The 15,467-nt window shown below is 69.8% G+C and carries 14 protein-coding genes; 5 read left to right on the plus strand and 9 right to left on the minus strand.

Annotation, left to right across the window (positions count from 1 at the left end; translation table 11 throughout):
- Positions 1-357 precede the first annotated feature (357 nt).
- The gene (locus NQK81_RS15715; RefSeq protein ID WP_126733912.1) at positions 358-1,074 is read right to left on the minus strand and encodes a S1 family peptidase; all 717 of its coding nucleotides are present in this window, start codon (positions 1,072-1,074) and stop codon (positions 358-360) included.
- A 173-nt stretch (positions 1,075-1,247) separates the two neighbouring features.
- Positions 1,248-2,282 (minus strand): PucR family transcriptional regulator, encoded by a 1,035-nt coding sequence (locus NQK81_RS15720; RefSeq protein ID WP_257488801.1) that lies wholly within the window; start codon positions 2,280-2,282, stop codon positions 1,248-1,250.
- Between the two features lie 96 nt (positions 2,283-2,378).
- Between NQK81_RS15720 and NQK81_RS15725 the strand changes: the two genes are divergently transcribed.
- From NQK81_RS15725 to NQK81_RS15740, 4 genes are read left to right on the plus strand one after another with little or no spacing between them, the layout of a single operon-like run.
- Positions 2,379-3,281: an alpha/beta hydrolase gene (locus NQK81_RS15725; protein WP_257488802.1), complete on the plus strand. Its 903-nt coding sequence runs from the start codon at positions 2,379-2,381 to the stop codon at positions 3,279-3,281.
- On the plus strand, positions 3,278-5,020 hold the full coding sequence (locus tag NQK81_RS15730) for an ABC transporter ATP-binding protein (protein ID WP_257488803.1): 1,743 nt from the start codon (positions 3,278-3,280) through the stop codon (positions 5,018-5,020). Before NQK81_RS15725 ends, NQK81_RS15730 begins: the two co-directional genes overlap by 4 nt.
- Positions 5,017-6,717 (plus strand): ABC transporter ATP-binding protein, encoded by a 1,701-nt coding sequence (locus NQK81_RS15735; protein WP_257488804.1) that lies wholly within the window; start codon positions 5,017-5,019, stop codon positions 6,715-6,717. Before NQK81_RS15730 ends, NQK81_RS15735 begins: the two co-directional genes overlap by 4 nt.
- A gap of 31 nt (positions 6,718-6,748) precedes the next feature.
- Positions 6,749-7,933 (plus strand): GNAT family N-acetyltransferase, encoded by a 1,185-nt coding sequence (locus tag NQK81_RS15740; RefSeq protein WP_257488805.1) that lies wholly within the window; start codon positions 6,749-6,751, stop codon positions 7,931-7,933.
- Here NQK81_RS15740 and NQK81_RS15745 read toward each other — a convergent pair whose 3' ends face one another.
- From NQK81_RS15745 to NQK81_RS15755, 3 genes are all read right to left on the minus strand, one after another.
- Positions 7,934-9,106 carry an MFS transporter gene (locus NQK81_RS15745; RefSeq protein ID WP_257488806.1) on the minus strand — a complete coding sequence of 391 codons (1,173 nt, stop codon included), beginning with the start codon at positions 9,104-9,106 and terminating at the stop codon, positions 7,934-7,936. It lies immediately after the preceding gene.
- A 166-nt stretch (positions 9,107-9,272) separates the two neighbouring features.
- Positions 9,273-9,767: a MarR family winged helix-turn-helix transcriptional regulator gene (locus tag NQK81_RS15750; protein ID WP_257488807.1), complete on the minus strand. Its 495-nt coding sequence runs from the start codon at positions 9,765-9,767 to the stop codon at positions 9,273-9,275.
- A 9-nt stretch (positions 9,768-9,776) separates the two neighbouring features.
- On the minus strand, positions 9,777-10,322 hold the full coding sequence (locus tag NQK81_RS15755) for a dihydrofolate reductase family protein (protein WP_257488808.1): 546 nt from the start codon (positions 10,320-10,322) through the stop codon (positions 9,777-9,779).
- A gap of 56 nt (positions 10,323-10,378) precedes the next feature.
- Here NQK81_RS15755 and NQK81_RS15760 point away from each other — a divergent pair, with 56 nt between their 5' ends.
- Positions 10,379-10,966 (plus strand): TetR/AcrR family transcriptional regulator, encoded by a 588-nt coding sequence (locus NQK81_RS15760; RefSeq protein ID WP_257488809.1) that lies wholly within the window; start codon positions 10,379-10,381, stop codon positions 10,964-10,966.
- Between the two features lie 39 nt (positions 10,967-11,005).
- Here NQK81_RS15760 and NQK81_RS15765 read toward each other — a convergent pair whose 3' ends face one another.
- The 4 genes from NQK81_RS15765 to NQK81_RS15780 form a co-directional block, all read right to left on the minus strand.
- Positions 11,006-11,980, minus strand: a complete 975-nt coding sequence (locus NQK81_RS15765; protein ID WP_257488810.1) for a sporulation protein — start codon at positions 11,978-11,980, stop codon at positions 11,006-11,008.
- A gap of 121 nt (positions 11,981-12,101) precedes the next feature.
- On the minus strand, positions 12,102-13,391 hold the full coding sequence (locus tag NQK81_RS15770; RefSeq protein ID WP_257488811.1) for an erythromycin esterase family protein: 1,290 nt from the start codon (positions 13,389-13,391) through the stop codon (positions 12,102-12,104).
- A 229-nt stretch (positions 13,392-13,620) separates the two neighbouring features.
- On the minus strand, positions 13,621-14,463 hold the full coding sequence (locus tag NQK81_RS15775; protein ID WP_126733923.1) for a dioxygenase family protein: 843 nt from the start codon (positions 14,461-14,463) through the stop codon (positions 13,621-13,623).
- Between the two features lie 78 nt (positions 14,464-14,541).
- Positions 14,542-15,447: a helix-turn-helix transcriptional regulator gene (locus tag NQK81_RS15780; RefSeq protein WP_126733924.1), complete on the minus strand. Its 906-nt coding sequence runs from the start codon at positions 15,445-15,447 to the stop codon at positions 14,542-14,544.
- Positions 15,448-15,467 lie beyond the last annotated feature (20 nt).

Below are 15,467 nucleotides of genomic sequence, written 5' to 3' on the forward strand. Positions count from 1 at the left end.
TGCTAGGTCTCGCGAGTGGTGAGGACGGTTCTAGCCGAGGGTGTCTTAGGCACCTACTGGCTTCCGGCCGCCGTTGACCCCCGGGCCCGGTCTGTGGGGTCTGCGGGAGACTGGGGGCTGGAGCCGGTGTCGCGAAAGCCACTTTCGGGACGTCAGACGTCTCGAAAGTGGCTTTCGCGACATGATCACCAGGCCTGGCCAGGACCAACGTTGCGAAAACCACTTTCGCAACGTTGAAGGTTGCGAAAGTGGCTTTCGCAACCCCCTGCCAAGCCCCAGCACCCGGCGGTACCGAGCGCCCTGGGTCTCGCGAGTGGTGAGGACGGGTTCTAACCGTCCTTACCACTGACGAGCGGGTCAGACGCCGGCGATCTGCTGGATCCAGCTGCGGTACCGGGTGATGTTGGTGTAGGCCGTGTTGTTCGACCGGTCGCTGGTCGAGGCGACGCCGACCTGGCGGCCGCCGGAGAACATCGGGCCGCCCGAGTCACCGCCCGCGGTGATGCCGTCGACGCGGTTCGCGCACACCGCGACGCCGCCGTTGTAGTCGCTGCAGTTGACCGAGTTGACCCGGACGGTCGCGACCTTCAGGTACCGGGACTGGCAGTTGATCTCCGAGCCGCACTGGCTGGTCGCGCCCCAGCCGTAGACCTGGACGTTCTGGCCGACCGCGACGTTGCTCGTGGTGCCGAGCGGCGCGTAGGTGGCGTTGACCGAGCTGGTCAGCCGGACGACGGCGAGGTCCGCACCCGAGTGGCGGGTGATGCTCGCCGCGGTGGCCATGGTGCCGCCGCTCTGCTGGTCGAGGCTGCCGATCCGGAACGTGTAGCTGCCGCTGCTGGCGACACAGTGCTTCGCGGTGAGGATGTACTGCGGCGCGATGATCGTCGCGCTGCAGTTCTGCTGGCCGTTCACGAACAGCCGGGCCGCCCAGGGAGCGTTCTGCGCGTACTGACCGCCGATGATCATCGGCTGGACGCCCGAGGGCTCGGCGGCGGTCGCGGCGGGGGCGGTCGAGCCGAGCAACGCCATGAAGGCGGTGCCGGCGAGCAGGACGAGAGAGCGCAGTCGCATGTTCCGACTCATTTCTGCGGCGGGGTTCCCGGCCGCTTCAGTGGGGACGAACGCGCTGATTCTGTGTCGTGCCAAGGGAACCCGGAAACCGACGAAAGTTCGCGCCGGCTACCTATTTATTTCCATGACGGGCGGCGGTGATCTTTGAGTACCCGGCGAAGATCATTAGGTAGTCAGTCGCCGAGCAGCCGCCACGCGGTGAGGGCGAGCCTCGCGCGGGTCAGCCCGAGCGGATCGGTGAGGTCGATGCCCAGGCACCTGCCGATCTGGGTCAGCCTGCGCGCGACGCTGCTGTGGTGCAGGTGAAGGGAATCCGCGGCCTGGCGCACCGAACCCGTGGCGCAGTAGGCGTCCAGTGTCCGCAGGTCCTCGGGATCCGCCGCCAGCTCCGAGATCGCGACGACGTCGACGTTGGCCCGCGAGTCCTCCTCCGGGATCCGCGCGAGCAGCGCCAGCGCTCCGAGTTCGCCGTGGTGGATCACCGGACGGCGCGCGGTCGTGAACCGCAACGCCGTCCTGGCGTCCTGCCAGGACCGATGCGGGCACTCGGCCTCCCCGATCCCCGCCCGTACGTCCTCCGGGAAGCGCTCCGCGTCCACCGCGGTGGCGAGGATGATGCCGACGTCGGAGAGGGACGCGGCCTTGACCGGGCGGCCGGGGCAGATCAGGCTCCCGACCTTCTCGAGCGGGAGCCCCGACCGGACGGCGACCACCCGGATCGGCGCGTCGGCGGGGAAACCCAGCAGCCGCAACGCCCGGTTCCTGGCGGCGTCGTCACTCGCGGAGCTGATCACGAGCTCCACCAGCGCCGGATCGGCCATGGTGGTGCGGGCGGGCCCGTACCGTTCGACGACCGTCGCCACGGCGATCGCGAGCCGGTCCAGCACCGCTTCGTCGAGGGCGACGGGTGCTCCCTCACGTTCGAGCCACACCGTGCCGATCTCCTCGTCGTCGAGGGTGATCGCCAACGAGATGGACGGCGGTGTGGAAGCCGGAGCGGCTTCGCGGCCGTCGGGCGCCATGCGGAGGGTGCGTCCCGTGCTGTGCAGCCGGATACCCGCCACGCATTCCGCCAGCCCCGCGGTGGCGCGGGCGAGCGCGGGCAGGTCGACCCGCCGCCGCATCAGGGTGTCGTAGAACATCACGACCCTGATCGCGCCCTCGACGTCGGGATCCAGATGCGACAACCGCGCGGCCAGTGCCTCCATGCCCGCGAGCGTACGCGGCGATCGTCGCGCGAAGGGGCGATCACACGCGACGGATGGCGGCCGCCTTCCGGCCCTCCAGACGGAAGGATCGTGGTCATGGATCCCGAACTCGAAGCCTTCATCGCCCTGTTCCCGAAGGCGAAACTCGACGACCCGGTCGCGGACCGCGTGAGCTTCGCGAAGCTGGCCACGTCCGTGCCGCAGCCCGACACCTCGGACATGGACGTCGAAGACCGGACGGTGCCCGGTGACCCCGGCGTCCCGATCCGGATCTACCGGCCGCGTGCGGCGGAGGGCGCCGTCATCTGGCTGCACGGCGGCGGCTGGGTGATGGGCGACCTGGAGACCGAACATCCTTGGGCGGCGCGGCTCGCCGAAGCCTCGGGCGCGACGGTGATCTCGGTCGAGTACCGGCTGGCACCGGAAAACCCGTTCCCGGCCGCGTTCGACGACGTCTACGCCGTGCTGAACTGGACGGCGGACCACGCGGCCGAACTCGGCGTCGACCCCGGCCGGATCGCGATCGGCGGGCACAGCGCGGGCGGCGGGCTCGCGGCGGCGACGGCACTGCGCGCCCGCGACGAAGGCGGCCCGCGGATCTGCTTCCAGCTGCTCAACCAGCCGGGGCTCGACGACCGGCAGGAGTCGTGGTCCGCGCGGAACTTCACCGACACGCCGTGGATGAACCGCGCCAAGATCACCGCCGCGTGGGGGCACTACCTGGCCGGAAAGCCCGCCCCTTCGCCGTATGCCGCCCCTTCACGGGCCACGGATCTCTCCGGGCTGCCGCCCGCGTACGTGGCCTCCGCCGAGTTCTGCCCCAATCGCGACGAGAACATCGAGTACGCGCTCCGTCTGCTGCAGGCGGGGGTCTCGGTCGAGCTGCACCAGTGGGCGGGCACCTTCCACGGGTCGCAGGCCATCCTCTCCGCCGAGGTGTCCCGCCGTCAGATCGACGAACTCGGCGGCGTCCTGCGCCGCGCCCTGGCCGGATCATGACGGCACCCACGGCGACCCGGTTGCTGCGCCCGTTCACTGGGAGTTTCGCCGCGGTGGTCGTCCTTCAGGTCATCGGCGCCATCTCGGGGTTGGCGCCGCTGCTCGCGGTCGTCGAGCTCGGCAGGGCGCTGCTGACGTCCGGCCCCGTCGACGAAAGCCGGGTCTGGACCGCGGTGATCCTGGGCGCGGCCGGGATGTTCGTCCGGCTGGTGCTCACGGCCGCGTCGTCGGGGATCGGGCATCTGCTCGACGGCCGGGTCCAGCTCACGTTCCGCCGTCTGCTCGCCGAACGACTCGGGCGGGTGCCGATCGGCTGGTTCTCCAGCCGCCGCACCGGTGAACTGGCCAAGGTCGTCGGCGAGGACGTCGGGGCCGTGCACCCGTTCATCGCACACACCCCCGGCGAGCTCGTGTCGGCCTTCGTCGTCCCGCTGGTGTCGCTGGTCTACCTGCTCACCGTCGACTGGCGGCTCACCCTGATCACGCTGATCCCGGTGGTGCTGGCGGTGGCCATGGTCCCGCTGATGATGACGCCTTCCCGGCTGCGCGAGCAGGAGGAGTTCGACCGGGGAATGGCGGGGATCTCGGACTCGGTGGTCGAATTCGTCCAGGGCATCGCCGTGGTCAAGGCGTTCGGCGGCACCGGCCGCGCCCATCGCAGGTTCCGCACCGCGGCGGACGCCTTCGTCGCCACCTTCACCCGGTGGGTGCACGGTATGGCCGGGCCGGCGGCGGGGATGCAGCTGGCGCTGTCGCCGCCGTTCGTCCTGCTGGTGGTCCTGATCGGCGGCACGCTCCTGATCACCGGCGGCGGGCTCGCCCCGGTCGATCTCCTGCCGTTCCTGGTGCTCGGCCTGGGTTTGACCGCACCCGTCGCCGCGCTCGGCCATGGCTTCGACGAACTCCAGGCCGCCCGCCGCGCGACCGGCCGGATCCGTGAGGTGCTCGGAGTGCCGTCACTGCCGGAGCCGTCTGATCCCGTTTCGCCGCGAGGCCACCGGGTGGAGCTGCGCGGCGTCCGGTTCGGTTACGAGGCCGATCGCGAAGTCCTGCGCGGGATCGATCTGGTGCTCGAACCCGGCACGGTCACCGCGCTCGTCGGGCCGTCCGGCGGTGGAAAGTCCACTTTGGTCACTCTGTTGCCGCGGTTCTTCGACCCGACAGAGGGTTCCGTGCTGCTGGGCGGCGCCGATCTGCGTGAGATCGGCAGCCGGGAGCTGTACCGCAACGTCTCCTTCGTGTTCCAAGACGTCCGCCTGCTGCGCGCCTCGGTCGCGGACAACATCGCGCTCGCCGTGCCGCACGCCGATCGCGAAGACGTCGTGCGCGCCGCCCGGCTCGCACATATCCACGACCGGATCCTCGAACTGCCACACGGCTACGAAACGGTGCTGCACGAGGAAACCGGACTGTCGGGTGGCGAAGCGCAACGGATCTCACTCGCCCGTGCGCTGCTCGCCGACACACCCGTCCTGGTGCTCGACGAGGCGACCTCGTTCGCCGACCCGCAGACCGAACTGGCCGTGCGCCGGGCGCTGGCGACGTCACGGGCCGACCGGACGGTCCTGGTCATCGCGCACCGGCTGGAGACGGTCGTCGACGCCGACACCGTCGTCCTGCTGGAGAACGGCACCATCACCGAACGCGGGAAACCCGCGGATCTACTGGCACGGAACGGGAAGTTCGGCGCCTTCTGGCGTTCCCACCGCTCCGCCGAACCACTGGGGGAACCTCGATGATCCGGATGTTGCTGAGCGTCCTCGGACCCGACCACGCCCCGCCGGTACGGCGCACGGTGGCACTGATGACGGCGACCGCGATCGTCGAAGGCCTGTCCTACGCCTTCCTGGTCCCGTTGCTGCGGGCGCTGCTCGGAAGCACTCCGGGCGACGCCGTCCCGTGGCTGATCGCGTTCGGCGCGGCCTTCTCGGTGTTCGCGATCCTGCGGTACCGCGCCGATCTCTCCGGCTTCCGCGCCGGGACGACGTTGCTGCGCGGGATGTACCACCGGCTCGGCGACCATCTCTCCCGGCTGCCGATGGGCTGGTACGGCGGGAAACGGGTCGGTGAGGTGTCGTCGCTGGCCGGACCCGGGGTGCTGCAGGCGATGGGCGTGATCGCGCATCTGCTGGCGCCGTTCATCGCCGCGTGCGTCACCCCGCTGACGATCGTGTTCGTGATCCTCGTCTTCGACTGGCGGCTGGGGCTGGCCGCGCTGATCGCGGCCCCGGTCGTGGCGGCCATCCAGGTCTGGACCGGCCGTTCGATGGCCGCCGCCGACGAAGAGGCCGCGGAACGCGGGACCGAAGCCACCGGGCGGGTCATCGAATATCTGCAGGCGCAGCCGGTGCTGCGCGCGGGCGGACGGGCCGCGGAACGATTCCGGCTGCTCGACGACTCGCTGCGGGATCTTCAGCGGGCGAACCGCCGGTCCACGCTTTCGGCGCTGCCCGGTGTCGTGGGGCTGACGTTCACGGTGCAGGCGATGTTCACCGGCCTGCTGGTGCTGGGCGCGTTCCTCGCGCTCGGCGGCGCTATCGGCGCGCCCGAGGTGCTGACGATCCTCGTGCTGGCCGCCCGCTGCGCGGATCCGTTGCTCTCGCTGACCGACATCGGCGGCAAGCTCCGCGGCGCGCGTTCGGTGCTGACGAGGCTCGACGCGTTGCTGCGGACCGAACCGTTGCCCGAACCGCCCGACCCCGTCCGGCCGGAGCGGCACGATCTCGAGTTCGAGTCCGTCGTCTTCACGCGCGGCGGCCGGACGGTGCTCGACGGGCTCTCGCTGACCGTCCACGAAGGACAGAAGCTCGCCGTCGTCGGCCCTTCGGGTGCCGGGAAGAGCACGGTGCTGCAACTGCTCGCGCGGTTCCACGACGTGGATTCGGGAGCGATCCGCGTCGGCGGCGTCGACGTCCGCGCGATGGGCACCGAGGACCTGATGTCGCGGATCGCGATCGTCTTCCAGGACGTCCACCTCTTCGACGGCACCATCGAGGAGAACATCCGGCTCGGCCGTCCGGACGCCGACGACGCCGAGGTGCGCGCCGCCGCGACGGCGGCCCGGCTGGACGAGGTGATCGAACGGCTGCCCGGCGGCTGGTCCGCGAACGTCGGCGAGGGCGGGGCGCTGCTGTCCGGCGGTGAACGCCAGCGGGTCTCGATCGCGCGTGCGCTGCTGAAGAACGCGCCGATCGTGGTGCTCGACGAGGTGACGTCGGCGCTGGATCCGGTCAACGAGACGGCCGTCCACGAAGGCATCGAGCGGCTCATGGCGGGCCGGACCGTGGTGATGGTGGCGCATCGGCTGCGGACCGTCGAACGGGCCGACCACGTGGTGTTCCTGGACGGTGGCCGGATCGTGGAGGAAGGGGATCACGACGCGCTGGTCCGGCTCGGTGGCCGGTACGCCGGGTTCCTCGACCTGCAAATCGCTTGACGCCACGGGGGAACGGCAATGCACTGGGGCGATGAAGATCCGTTCCACGACCGCCGAGGACCGCGACGTCTTCGTCGACACCATGTTCGCAGCGTTCGCCCGGTTCCCGGACACCGCGGGCGAGACCTGGTCCGCGCTCGAACTGGACCGTGGCCTGCTCGCGGTGACCGACGACGGGCGGCCCGTCGGCACGGCCGCCGCGTACACCTTCGAGCTCACGCTGCCGGGTGACGTCGTCGTCCCGGCCGCCGGGGTGACCGCCGTCGGCGTCCTGCCCTCGCATCGGCGGCGCGGGGTGCTCAGCGCGATGATGCGGCATCAGCTCGCCGAATTCCGGGAACGGGGCGAGTTCCTTTCGGTCCTGCTGGCATCGGAAGCGCTGATCTACCGGCGGTTCGGCTACGGCCCGGCGACCTACACCCGGCGTCTGACGGTGCCGCGCCATCGGGCCGCCCTCGCCGTCGGGACGGCCGGTGGCTCGATCGAGGTGCTGCGCCGGGCCGAGTGCGGCGAACTCCTGGAGGAGATCTACGACCGGTATCGCCGCGCCCGGCCCGGCGCGCTGTCGCGGCCGCACCGCTGGTGGTCCTTGGGCGCCGGGCAGCCGCCGATCTCCCGGGCATCGCGCTACATCGCTTTGCACCGCGACGCCGACGGCGTGCCGGACGGGTACGCCTCGTACTCGCTCACCGAGCCCAGCACGCTGACGGTCGACGAGACCATCGCCGTCGACGACGCGGTGTCCACGGCGCTCGCCCGGTTCGCGCTCGGACACGACCTGGTCACCGAGGTCGTGTTCAAGCACTGCCCGCCAGACCATCCGCTGCGGTGGCAGCTCGAAGACTTCCGCGCCGGCGAAGTCGGCGGCGACACGGACTGGCTCTGGGTGCGGCTGCTGGACGTACCCCGCGCGCTCACCGCACGCGGCTGGCCCACCGACGGCGAGCTCGTCCTCGACGTCGACGACCCGGCACTCGGCGAACGCGGCCGGTACCTGCTCACCGTCCGGGATGGTGAGGCGGACTGCGTCCCGACCGGCGCCGACCCCGACCTGTCCCTGGACGTGAGCGACCTTGGCTCGATCTATCTCGGCGGCACCGCCCCGAGCCTGCTCGTGCGGGCGGGCCGCGTCCGGGCCCATCGCCCGGACGCGGCCGCGCTCGCCGACGCGCTGTTCCGTACCGAACGTGCGCCGCACTGCCTGCACTGGTTCTGATCAGGTCCGGCGGGTGCCGACCGTGAACAGCAGCGACGCCGCGGTCAGCACCACGCCGAACCACACCACGCTGGTGATCCCGGCGTGGTCGGCGAGCAGCCCCGCGAACAACGCGCCCAGAGCGATGGAAGTGTTGTACGCCAAGGTGTTGAGCGACATGGCGGCCTCGAACGTGTCCGGCGCGGACCGCTGCGTCATGGTGAGCTGGCTCAGCTGCACCACGCCGTAGGACAGTCCCCAGAGCACGAGCGCGGCCAGCGCACCCACCTGGCCGTGGCCGACCGCGAGCAGCAGCAACAGCGACGTCACGAGTCCTGCCGCTCCGACCGCGAAACTGACGAGCACGTTCTTCGCCACGAAATGGCCCGCGACGAAGTTCCCCACCGCTCCCCCGGCACCGAAGACGATCAGGCACACCGTGACGAACGCGGGCGACGCCGACGAAGTGCCTTCCAGGAAGGGACGGATGAAGGTGTAGACGCCGAAGTGCCCGAGCACGAACAGGACGACGGTGATCAGGACCGACCGCAGGCGCGCGTTCACCCGCGGCAGGCCGAAGACCTCACGGACGGGGACCGCGTTCGCCGACGGCAGGGACGGCACCAGGACGAGTACGGCGAGGAAGACCAGGACGCTGAGCCCGCTCCAGATCAGGAACGTGGACTGCCAGCCGACGAGGCGTTCCAGGACGGTACCCAGCGGCATCCCCAGCACGGTGGCGATGGAGATACCGGACATCACGACGGCCGCCGCCCGGTTCGCGTGGCGCTCGGGGACGATCCGCATCGCCATCCCCACGCCGATGGCCCAGAACGCGCCGTTGGCGAAGCCCATGACGAGCCGGGTCGCCAGTACCAGGGGATAACCCGGCGCGAGGGCGGTGATCAGGTTGCCGGCGGTCAGGATCGCGAGCAACGTGGAAAGCAGGACGCGCCGGTTGATCCGTCGCGTCCACGCGACCACGAACGGCACGCCGAGGCCTGCCGAGACGCCGTACAGCGTGACCATCAGGCCGGCGGCGCCCACCGAGATGTCCAGGCTGGAACTCACCGGGGTGAGCAGGCCGACGGGCATCAGTTCGGTGGTGAGGAAGACGAACAGGCTGGCGGTGATGGCGGCGACCCCTGCCCAGCCCTTCAGGGTCGAATGCGCGTTTTCGGTTCGGGTGGCCATTTCTTCTCTCTCGATGACGAGCATGACAAAGAAACCCCTGCGGGCACGGCGATTCCGCCCCTGGGGTGCTTCGCACCAGAAGGATCGACGGCACGCGGGACGACCCCGCGAACCTCTTAGCGCTAAGCTATTCGATGCTTAGCGCTAAGTCAAACGAGTTGGCACCTCAGTCGTCGAGAGCGACATCCCCCAGTGACCGCAACAGGTTTCGCAGCAAAACGGCCAGTTCGTCCCGCTCCTCGGGGCTGACCGCGCTCAGGAGCCGATGCTCGGTGTCGACGTGATCGGGCAGGGCACGGTCGATGAGTTCGCGCCCTTGCTCCGTGAGGTCGACCAGCACCCGGCGGCCGTTCGTCTCGTCGGGTGCGCGGACCACCAGACCGCGCTCTTCGAGCCGGTCGAGCCGCTGGGTGATCGCACCGGAGGTGACCATCGCCGAGCGCATCAGGTCGGCGGGGGTCAGCGTGCCGGACCGGCGCAGGGTCGCCAGGACGTCGAACGACGACCGGTCGAGGTCGTGGCGGGCGAACGTCTTGCGCAGCTCGCCCTCCATGACCCGGGTCAGCCTGGTCAGCCGCCCGATGACCCCCATCGGGGAGACGTCCAGGTCGGGACGGGCTTCGGCCCACTGGCGCAGAATGTGATCGACGTGATCCGGCACGACGGGAGGTTACCCCGCCACACGATCAACGGCGTAGGTGAGCAAAAGCGCGCCCGAAGCGAACCTTCGATCATCGACGAGCGTGAGCGCCGTCTTCGCGTACTCACCGTCGAAAAGCCGCGTCCCGCCCCCGAGGAGCGCCGGGTTCACCACGAGCCGCACTTCGTCGAGCAGTCCGAGCCTGGCAGCGGACGTCGCGGCCCCGCCCCCGGCGAAGAGCGCGATGTCGCCTTCGATACCGGAGAGTGCCGAGGCGTCCTCGATCACGTGAGAGTTGTGCCAGTTCGTGTCACGGAGGGTGCGCGAAAGGACGTACTTCGGCAGCTCGTGCATCCGGCGCCGCTGCGTGGCCGAGACTTCGTCCCCGGCGGTCGGCCAATAGCCGGCGAGTTCTTCGTAGGCCTTGCGGCCGAAGACCATGCCGTCGATCGATTCCAGCAGTTCGTCGATATACCCCTGGAACTCGTCGTCGGCGAACCGCCAGTCGATGTCTCCCGCGGCGTCGGCGATGTAGCCGTCGAGCGAAACGTTGATGTGCAGGAAGAGACGTCCCATGCGAAGCCAAGCTACACTTCTTGAACGCACTGTCAAGAAGTCGTACGATGGCGCCCATGCCACGCACGGGAAGGCCGCGATCCTTCGACGAGGACCAGGTGATCGGGGGCGCGCTCGACGTCTTCTGGCGGCGGGGCTACGCGGCCACGTCGATGCGCGACCTGAAGGAGGAGCTCGGCATTCTGCCGGGAAGTCTGTACGCCGCGTACGGCGACAAGCACGCACTCTTCCTGCGCGCGCTGGAACGCTACGCGGGCGGCGCCGCGAACCAGGCGGACGTGCTCGCCGAAGGACCGGTTCTCACGCATCTGCGCGAGCTTCTGCTCAGCGTCCTGGAGGCGGCACGGGAAACCCCGGGACGCGGATGCCTGCTGGGCAACACCGCCGCCGAACTGCTTCCTGCCGACGAAGCCGCCGGCAAGATCGTCCACAGTGGATTCGAAGCGCTGGAAACCGGTATCGCGCAGGGACTCGAAGCCGCACAACGTTCCGGAGAGGTCCGCGCGGACCTCGACTGCGCGGCACAGGCACGGCTGCTGCTCGTCGTCATGCAGGGCCTGCACGTGGTGGCCAGGGCGGAGACGGATCCGCGCCGGCTCACCGACGCGGTCGACGCCGCCTTGGCGCCCTTGACCGCGAAGTGACCCCTGGGCACACCGGCGCCGGTGTGCCCAGGAGCCGGATCACTCCTCGAAGCCTTCGTCGCCACCGTCGAAGGCGTCCTCCATGACCTCGCCGAGGATCATGCCGCCGACCACGCCCGCCGCGGCACCGGCGACCACGCCGCCCATCCCCGGCCCACGCCTGCCGTGGTGCCCGTGATGCCCGTGGTGGTCGTATTCATGGCCGTAGTGCTCCTGGTGCCCGCCGAACATGGCGTGCCCGCCACCGGACTCGGCGACCTTGGCCAGCCAGCCGTCGATGGCCGCCGCCCAGTCGGTGCGCAGGGCCTCCTCGTGGGAAACGTGGAAACGGCCGAAGGAATCGCCGCCGGAGCGGAACATGCCACCGCGCCGATCGGCCTCCAGTACCACCACGAGGTCGTCCGGGCTCGCGACGAAGGTCAGCTCCACCTGGCTGACGCGGCCCGCGTAACGCGACGGCGGGAAGAACTCGATCTCCTGGAAGAACCCGAGCTCCTGCCGGACGCCGTGCAGCCGCCCGGCTTCGACGTCGGCGCTGCGGAACGAGAAGCCCAGCTCGCCGAACGCCTCCAGCACCCGGTCCTGCGATTCCAGCGGCCCCACCAGCACCGGGTCGAGGTCTCCCTTGTCCGGCGCGCCGGCGATGACGAGTTCGGTCCGCACGCCGACGACCATGCCCGGCAGTTCACGCCCGCCGACCGCGCTGATCGGCGTCTCCCACGGCAAGGCGATCCGGAACGGCACCGTGGTCAGCTGCCCCGCCGCCACCTTCACCTTGCTGCCCGCGCTGACCCGCAGGAACTCCGCGGTTCCGGCGCGCTCGTGATCGCCGTGTTCGACCTCGACCCGGGTGACCAGCGAAAGCAGGATCTCCTCGATCTGGGCGTCGCTCGAACCGCCCTGGATGCGGACCTGGCCGGTGATCACCTCGCCGGGAACGGCGTGCGGTGAGTCGAGCACGGTGTCGACGGACGGACCGCCGACCCCGAAGGCGCTGAGCATCCGTTTGAACATCAGGGATTTCCTCCGCTGGGTACTGGAACAAGGGGGTACCGGAACACTTCGACTACTACCGAGATCCGTCGCGGCACGCCAGGTAAACCGGGTTAAAACCCCCTAAACGGGCTCGACGTCACTACCTTCTCAGATCGGCCTGGCGGACGTCGTGCAGGTGGATGACGACGTCGTAGGACCGCCGGAGCGAGACGGCCGCGAGATCGACGGGGAACTGCGTGCCGATGGTGCGGGTGGGCCGGGCGGTGTCCAGCCAGGCGCGCGCGGACGGCGGCGCGGTGCGCACGTCCAGGTAGAAGTCCTCGAACCGGACCCGATCGAGGGTGTGTTCGTTCGAGCCGGACGGCGCGGCGGGAACGGAGAAGCGCTTCCAGTCGCCCTCCAGGGCCTTGTCCTTGGACAGGAAGGAACCCCGGTCGAAGGTGAACCCGATCGGCAGGTAGTCCCGGCCCAGCGTTTCGCGCAGGAAGGCGCCCTGGGTCTTCGGGTACATCGCGGGGCTGTCGCTCTCGTAGGAGACGTGGCCGTTGTGCGCGGAGAGCAGGATCCTGTGCCCGGTCCGCCGCTGCCACCAGACGACGTTCTCCGCCATCGCCCGGTCGCGCAGGATCTGCGCGGCGGGCAGGCCCTTCGGATCCGAGAGGTCGACGGCGAGGAACCGGACCGTCTGCGCGACGAACCTGGCGTGCTGCTCGGCCCACTCCCGGGCGCCCGCACCGGGCAAGCCCTTGATCAGCTCGTAAGCCTGCTCCGCCTGCGTGGCGAGCCGCAGTCGCTCGTCGAGCGGCTTGCGCAGGTAGGCGAACGCGTCGTCGATCGGGCGCAGACCGGTGTAGAGCCGGTTCAGCCGGGGGAGGTCCGCCGGATGATGCTGCCGCACGTAGTCGGTGATCCTGGCGAAGAACGCGTCGTTCACCGATGGCGCGCCGAGATCGTCACCGACGAAGTGCACGGTGCGGCCGGGGTGCGCGCGGTTGTACTCGCGCATCCACCGGATGAGGCTCACGAACTCCTCACGGTCCCACGGGGAACCGGCCAGCGTCCGCTTCGCGAGCTCCCGGACGTCACCCTCGCCGCTCTGGACGTACTCGTCGATCTCCAGGCCCGCGGACCAGCTCAGCTCCAGCGCGAAGGCCCGGAAGCCCCTTTCCTCGACGAGATAGCGGAACACCCGCTCCTTCATGGTGAAGAACTCGTGCGAACCGTGGGTCGCCTCGCCGAGGCCGACCACCTTCGTGCCGCCGATCATCCCGCCCAGCGCCCGCAGGTCGGCGGTGTTCCGGCCTGGTTCGGTCGAGCGCAGTGGATGCGCCGCGCGGTCCAGCGAACGCACCGGGGCCGGGCCTTCGTCCGCGAAAGCCGGGCCCGCCATAGGAGCGAGCAGCGCTCCTGCCACCACCACGGCGGCCACTCCCCGTCTCCCCCACCGTTTCCGGCGCTGTGTCATGACTTCCACCCCTTCGCTCCGATGTCGAAGACGATCATCGTCCGGGGGCCGGGGGCGGCGCATTGAAGCAAAGCTCCTACTTGGGGTGAGGAAAACCCCACCCTTCGAGGAAGCGGATGGACCCCGCCGCCGGGGTGTGGGACCCGGCGGCGGGAGTCCACCCGCGTTTATCTCCCTCCGCAGCGGCTGTCCGTCACTCCGCGCGCCACAACGCGGGTGTGGACGGCGGCTCCCAGCCGGGCTGGGCCGTGTGCGCCTGCAAGCACACGTAACCGCGACCGCTGTAGGTGACCCGGGCGCCCGCGGAATAGCCGGTTCCCGCCGCCCAGGTCGTCCCGCCGGGCGGGTTGGAGGTCGAAGTCGACGTCGTCGGCGTCGTACTGGTCGGCCGCGAGGTCGACGTCGGCGTCTGCGGCACGTTCAGCACGAAGTCGAACGCGGCCTGCTTGCCGGGAGGCTGGTCGCGGACGGTCATCAGCAGCCGTGGGTCGAAGATCGAGTCGGTGTTGTTGCGCGGCTCGTTGGGGAAGTAGAGCTGCGTGGTCAGCACCGGCCTGCCGGGCGCCTGGACCTTGACGTGGATGTGCCGCGTACGGCCGGGGTACAGGCCCGGCACGATCGTGCTCAGCGAGAACGCGCCCTGGTCGTTGGTGAACTGGTGACCGCGGAAGGTGTACCCCACGTTGTCGTAGGCGCCGTTGACGTCCGCCTGCCAGAAGTCCAGCAGCGCCCGCGCGATCGGAAGACACCCGAGACCGAAGACGTAGCCGGACACGGTGAGCCTGGTGCCCTGCGTGTTCGGCGTGACGAGCGACGTCCGCTGCGGCGAATTCGGCTTGAAGTAAGGGCCTTCGGTCTGCGGCGGGGTCGGGTCGTCACCGTCGTCACAGGCGGGGGTCAGCTCGGGGGCCTGGCCGTTCGCGACGGTGGTGCGCGCGAGGGCGGGGCCGCCGATCAACGCGACCGGAGCCGCCACACCCGCGGCGATCGCGGCCTTCAGCACGGTCTTCCGGCTGAGTTTGCTTTCTTCGTCCATACCTGCTCCTCGTGGGGGCTTCGGGAATCCCCCTCGACGGTATGGAGAAGATCAGCCACGGACGATGGACTGGGGTGGTCAGTCGTGGTGAATCTCCGGGGGCGCGTCACCGGTCCGGCGGTAATCGCCGGGGCTCAACCCCGTTTCCCGCCGGAAGAAGCGGCAGAAATAGGCGGGATCCGCGAATCCGACCCGGCTGGCGACCTGACGCACGGTCAGATCCGTGCCGCGCAGGAATCGTTTCGCCTCTCTCGTCCTCGCCTCACGCATCAGTTGTGCCGCCGTCCGGCCGGTCGCCGTTTTCACCGCGTCGGTGAGATATCCCGGCGTGACCCCGATCCGTTCCGCGAGCGCGCCGACCGACCAGAGCCCCAGATCGGGCCTGCCGAGCAGCCGGGCGAATTCCGTGCCCACCGCCTGTGCCCTGGCAGGCGGGCGCGGATCCGCCAATCCCGGAAGGCGTCCCGCCCGCACGATCAGCACGTGCATCAGCGCCCGCAGCACCGAATCGGTGCCCTGGCCGCCACACCGGAATTCCTCGTCCAGTTCGGCGACCATCCGGGCCGTTTCCTCGGCCGCGCGCTCGTCGAGCCGCCACGGCTGCTGGCTGAGCCTTCGCAGGGTTTCGCGATCCGACGGATGTTCGAGCAGGAAATCGTCAGTGAACAACACGACGAATCCGCTGAGCTCGCGGGCATCCCAATGATGCACCTGCCCCGGCGTTATGACCGCGAGTTGCGGCGGCGCCAATTCCCAGCGGGTGAAATCGATGACGTGGTCGCCGGTACCGCCGGTGACGTGGACGATTTCGTAGAACGTGTGCCGATGCGGGAACGCCGCCCGCGACATCGGCCCGATCGTGTCGAATGTGCCGACCGTGAACGGCAGGGCGTCCGGCGCGCGGACCTCCAGCCGATGCAGTGGCAATTCCCCCGCCTTCGGTTCGAGGCAAGGCGTCCTCGGCAACACCGTCGTTCCGCGCATGGACCGGTCCCTTTCACCAC

This window comes from Amycolatopsis roodepoortensis (genome assembly GCF_024628825.1).
Taxonomy (GTDB): domain Bacteria; phylum Actinomycetota; class Actinomycetes; order Mycobacteriales; family Pseudonocardiaceae; genus Amycolatopsis; species Amycolatopsis roodepoortensis.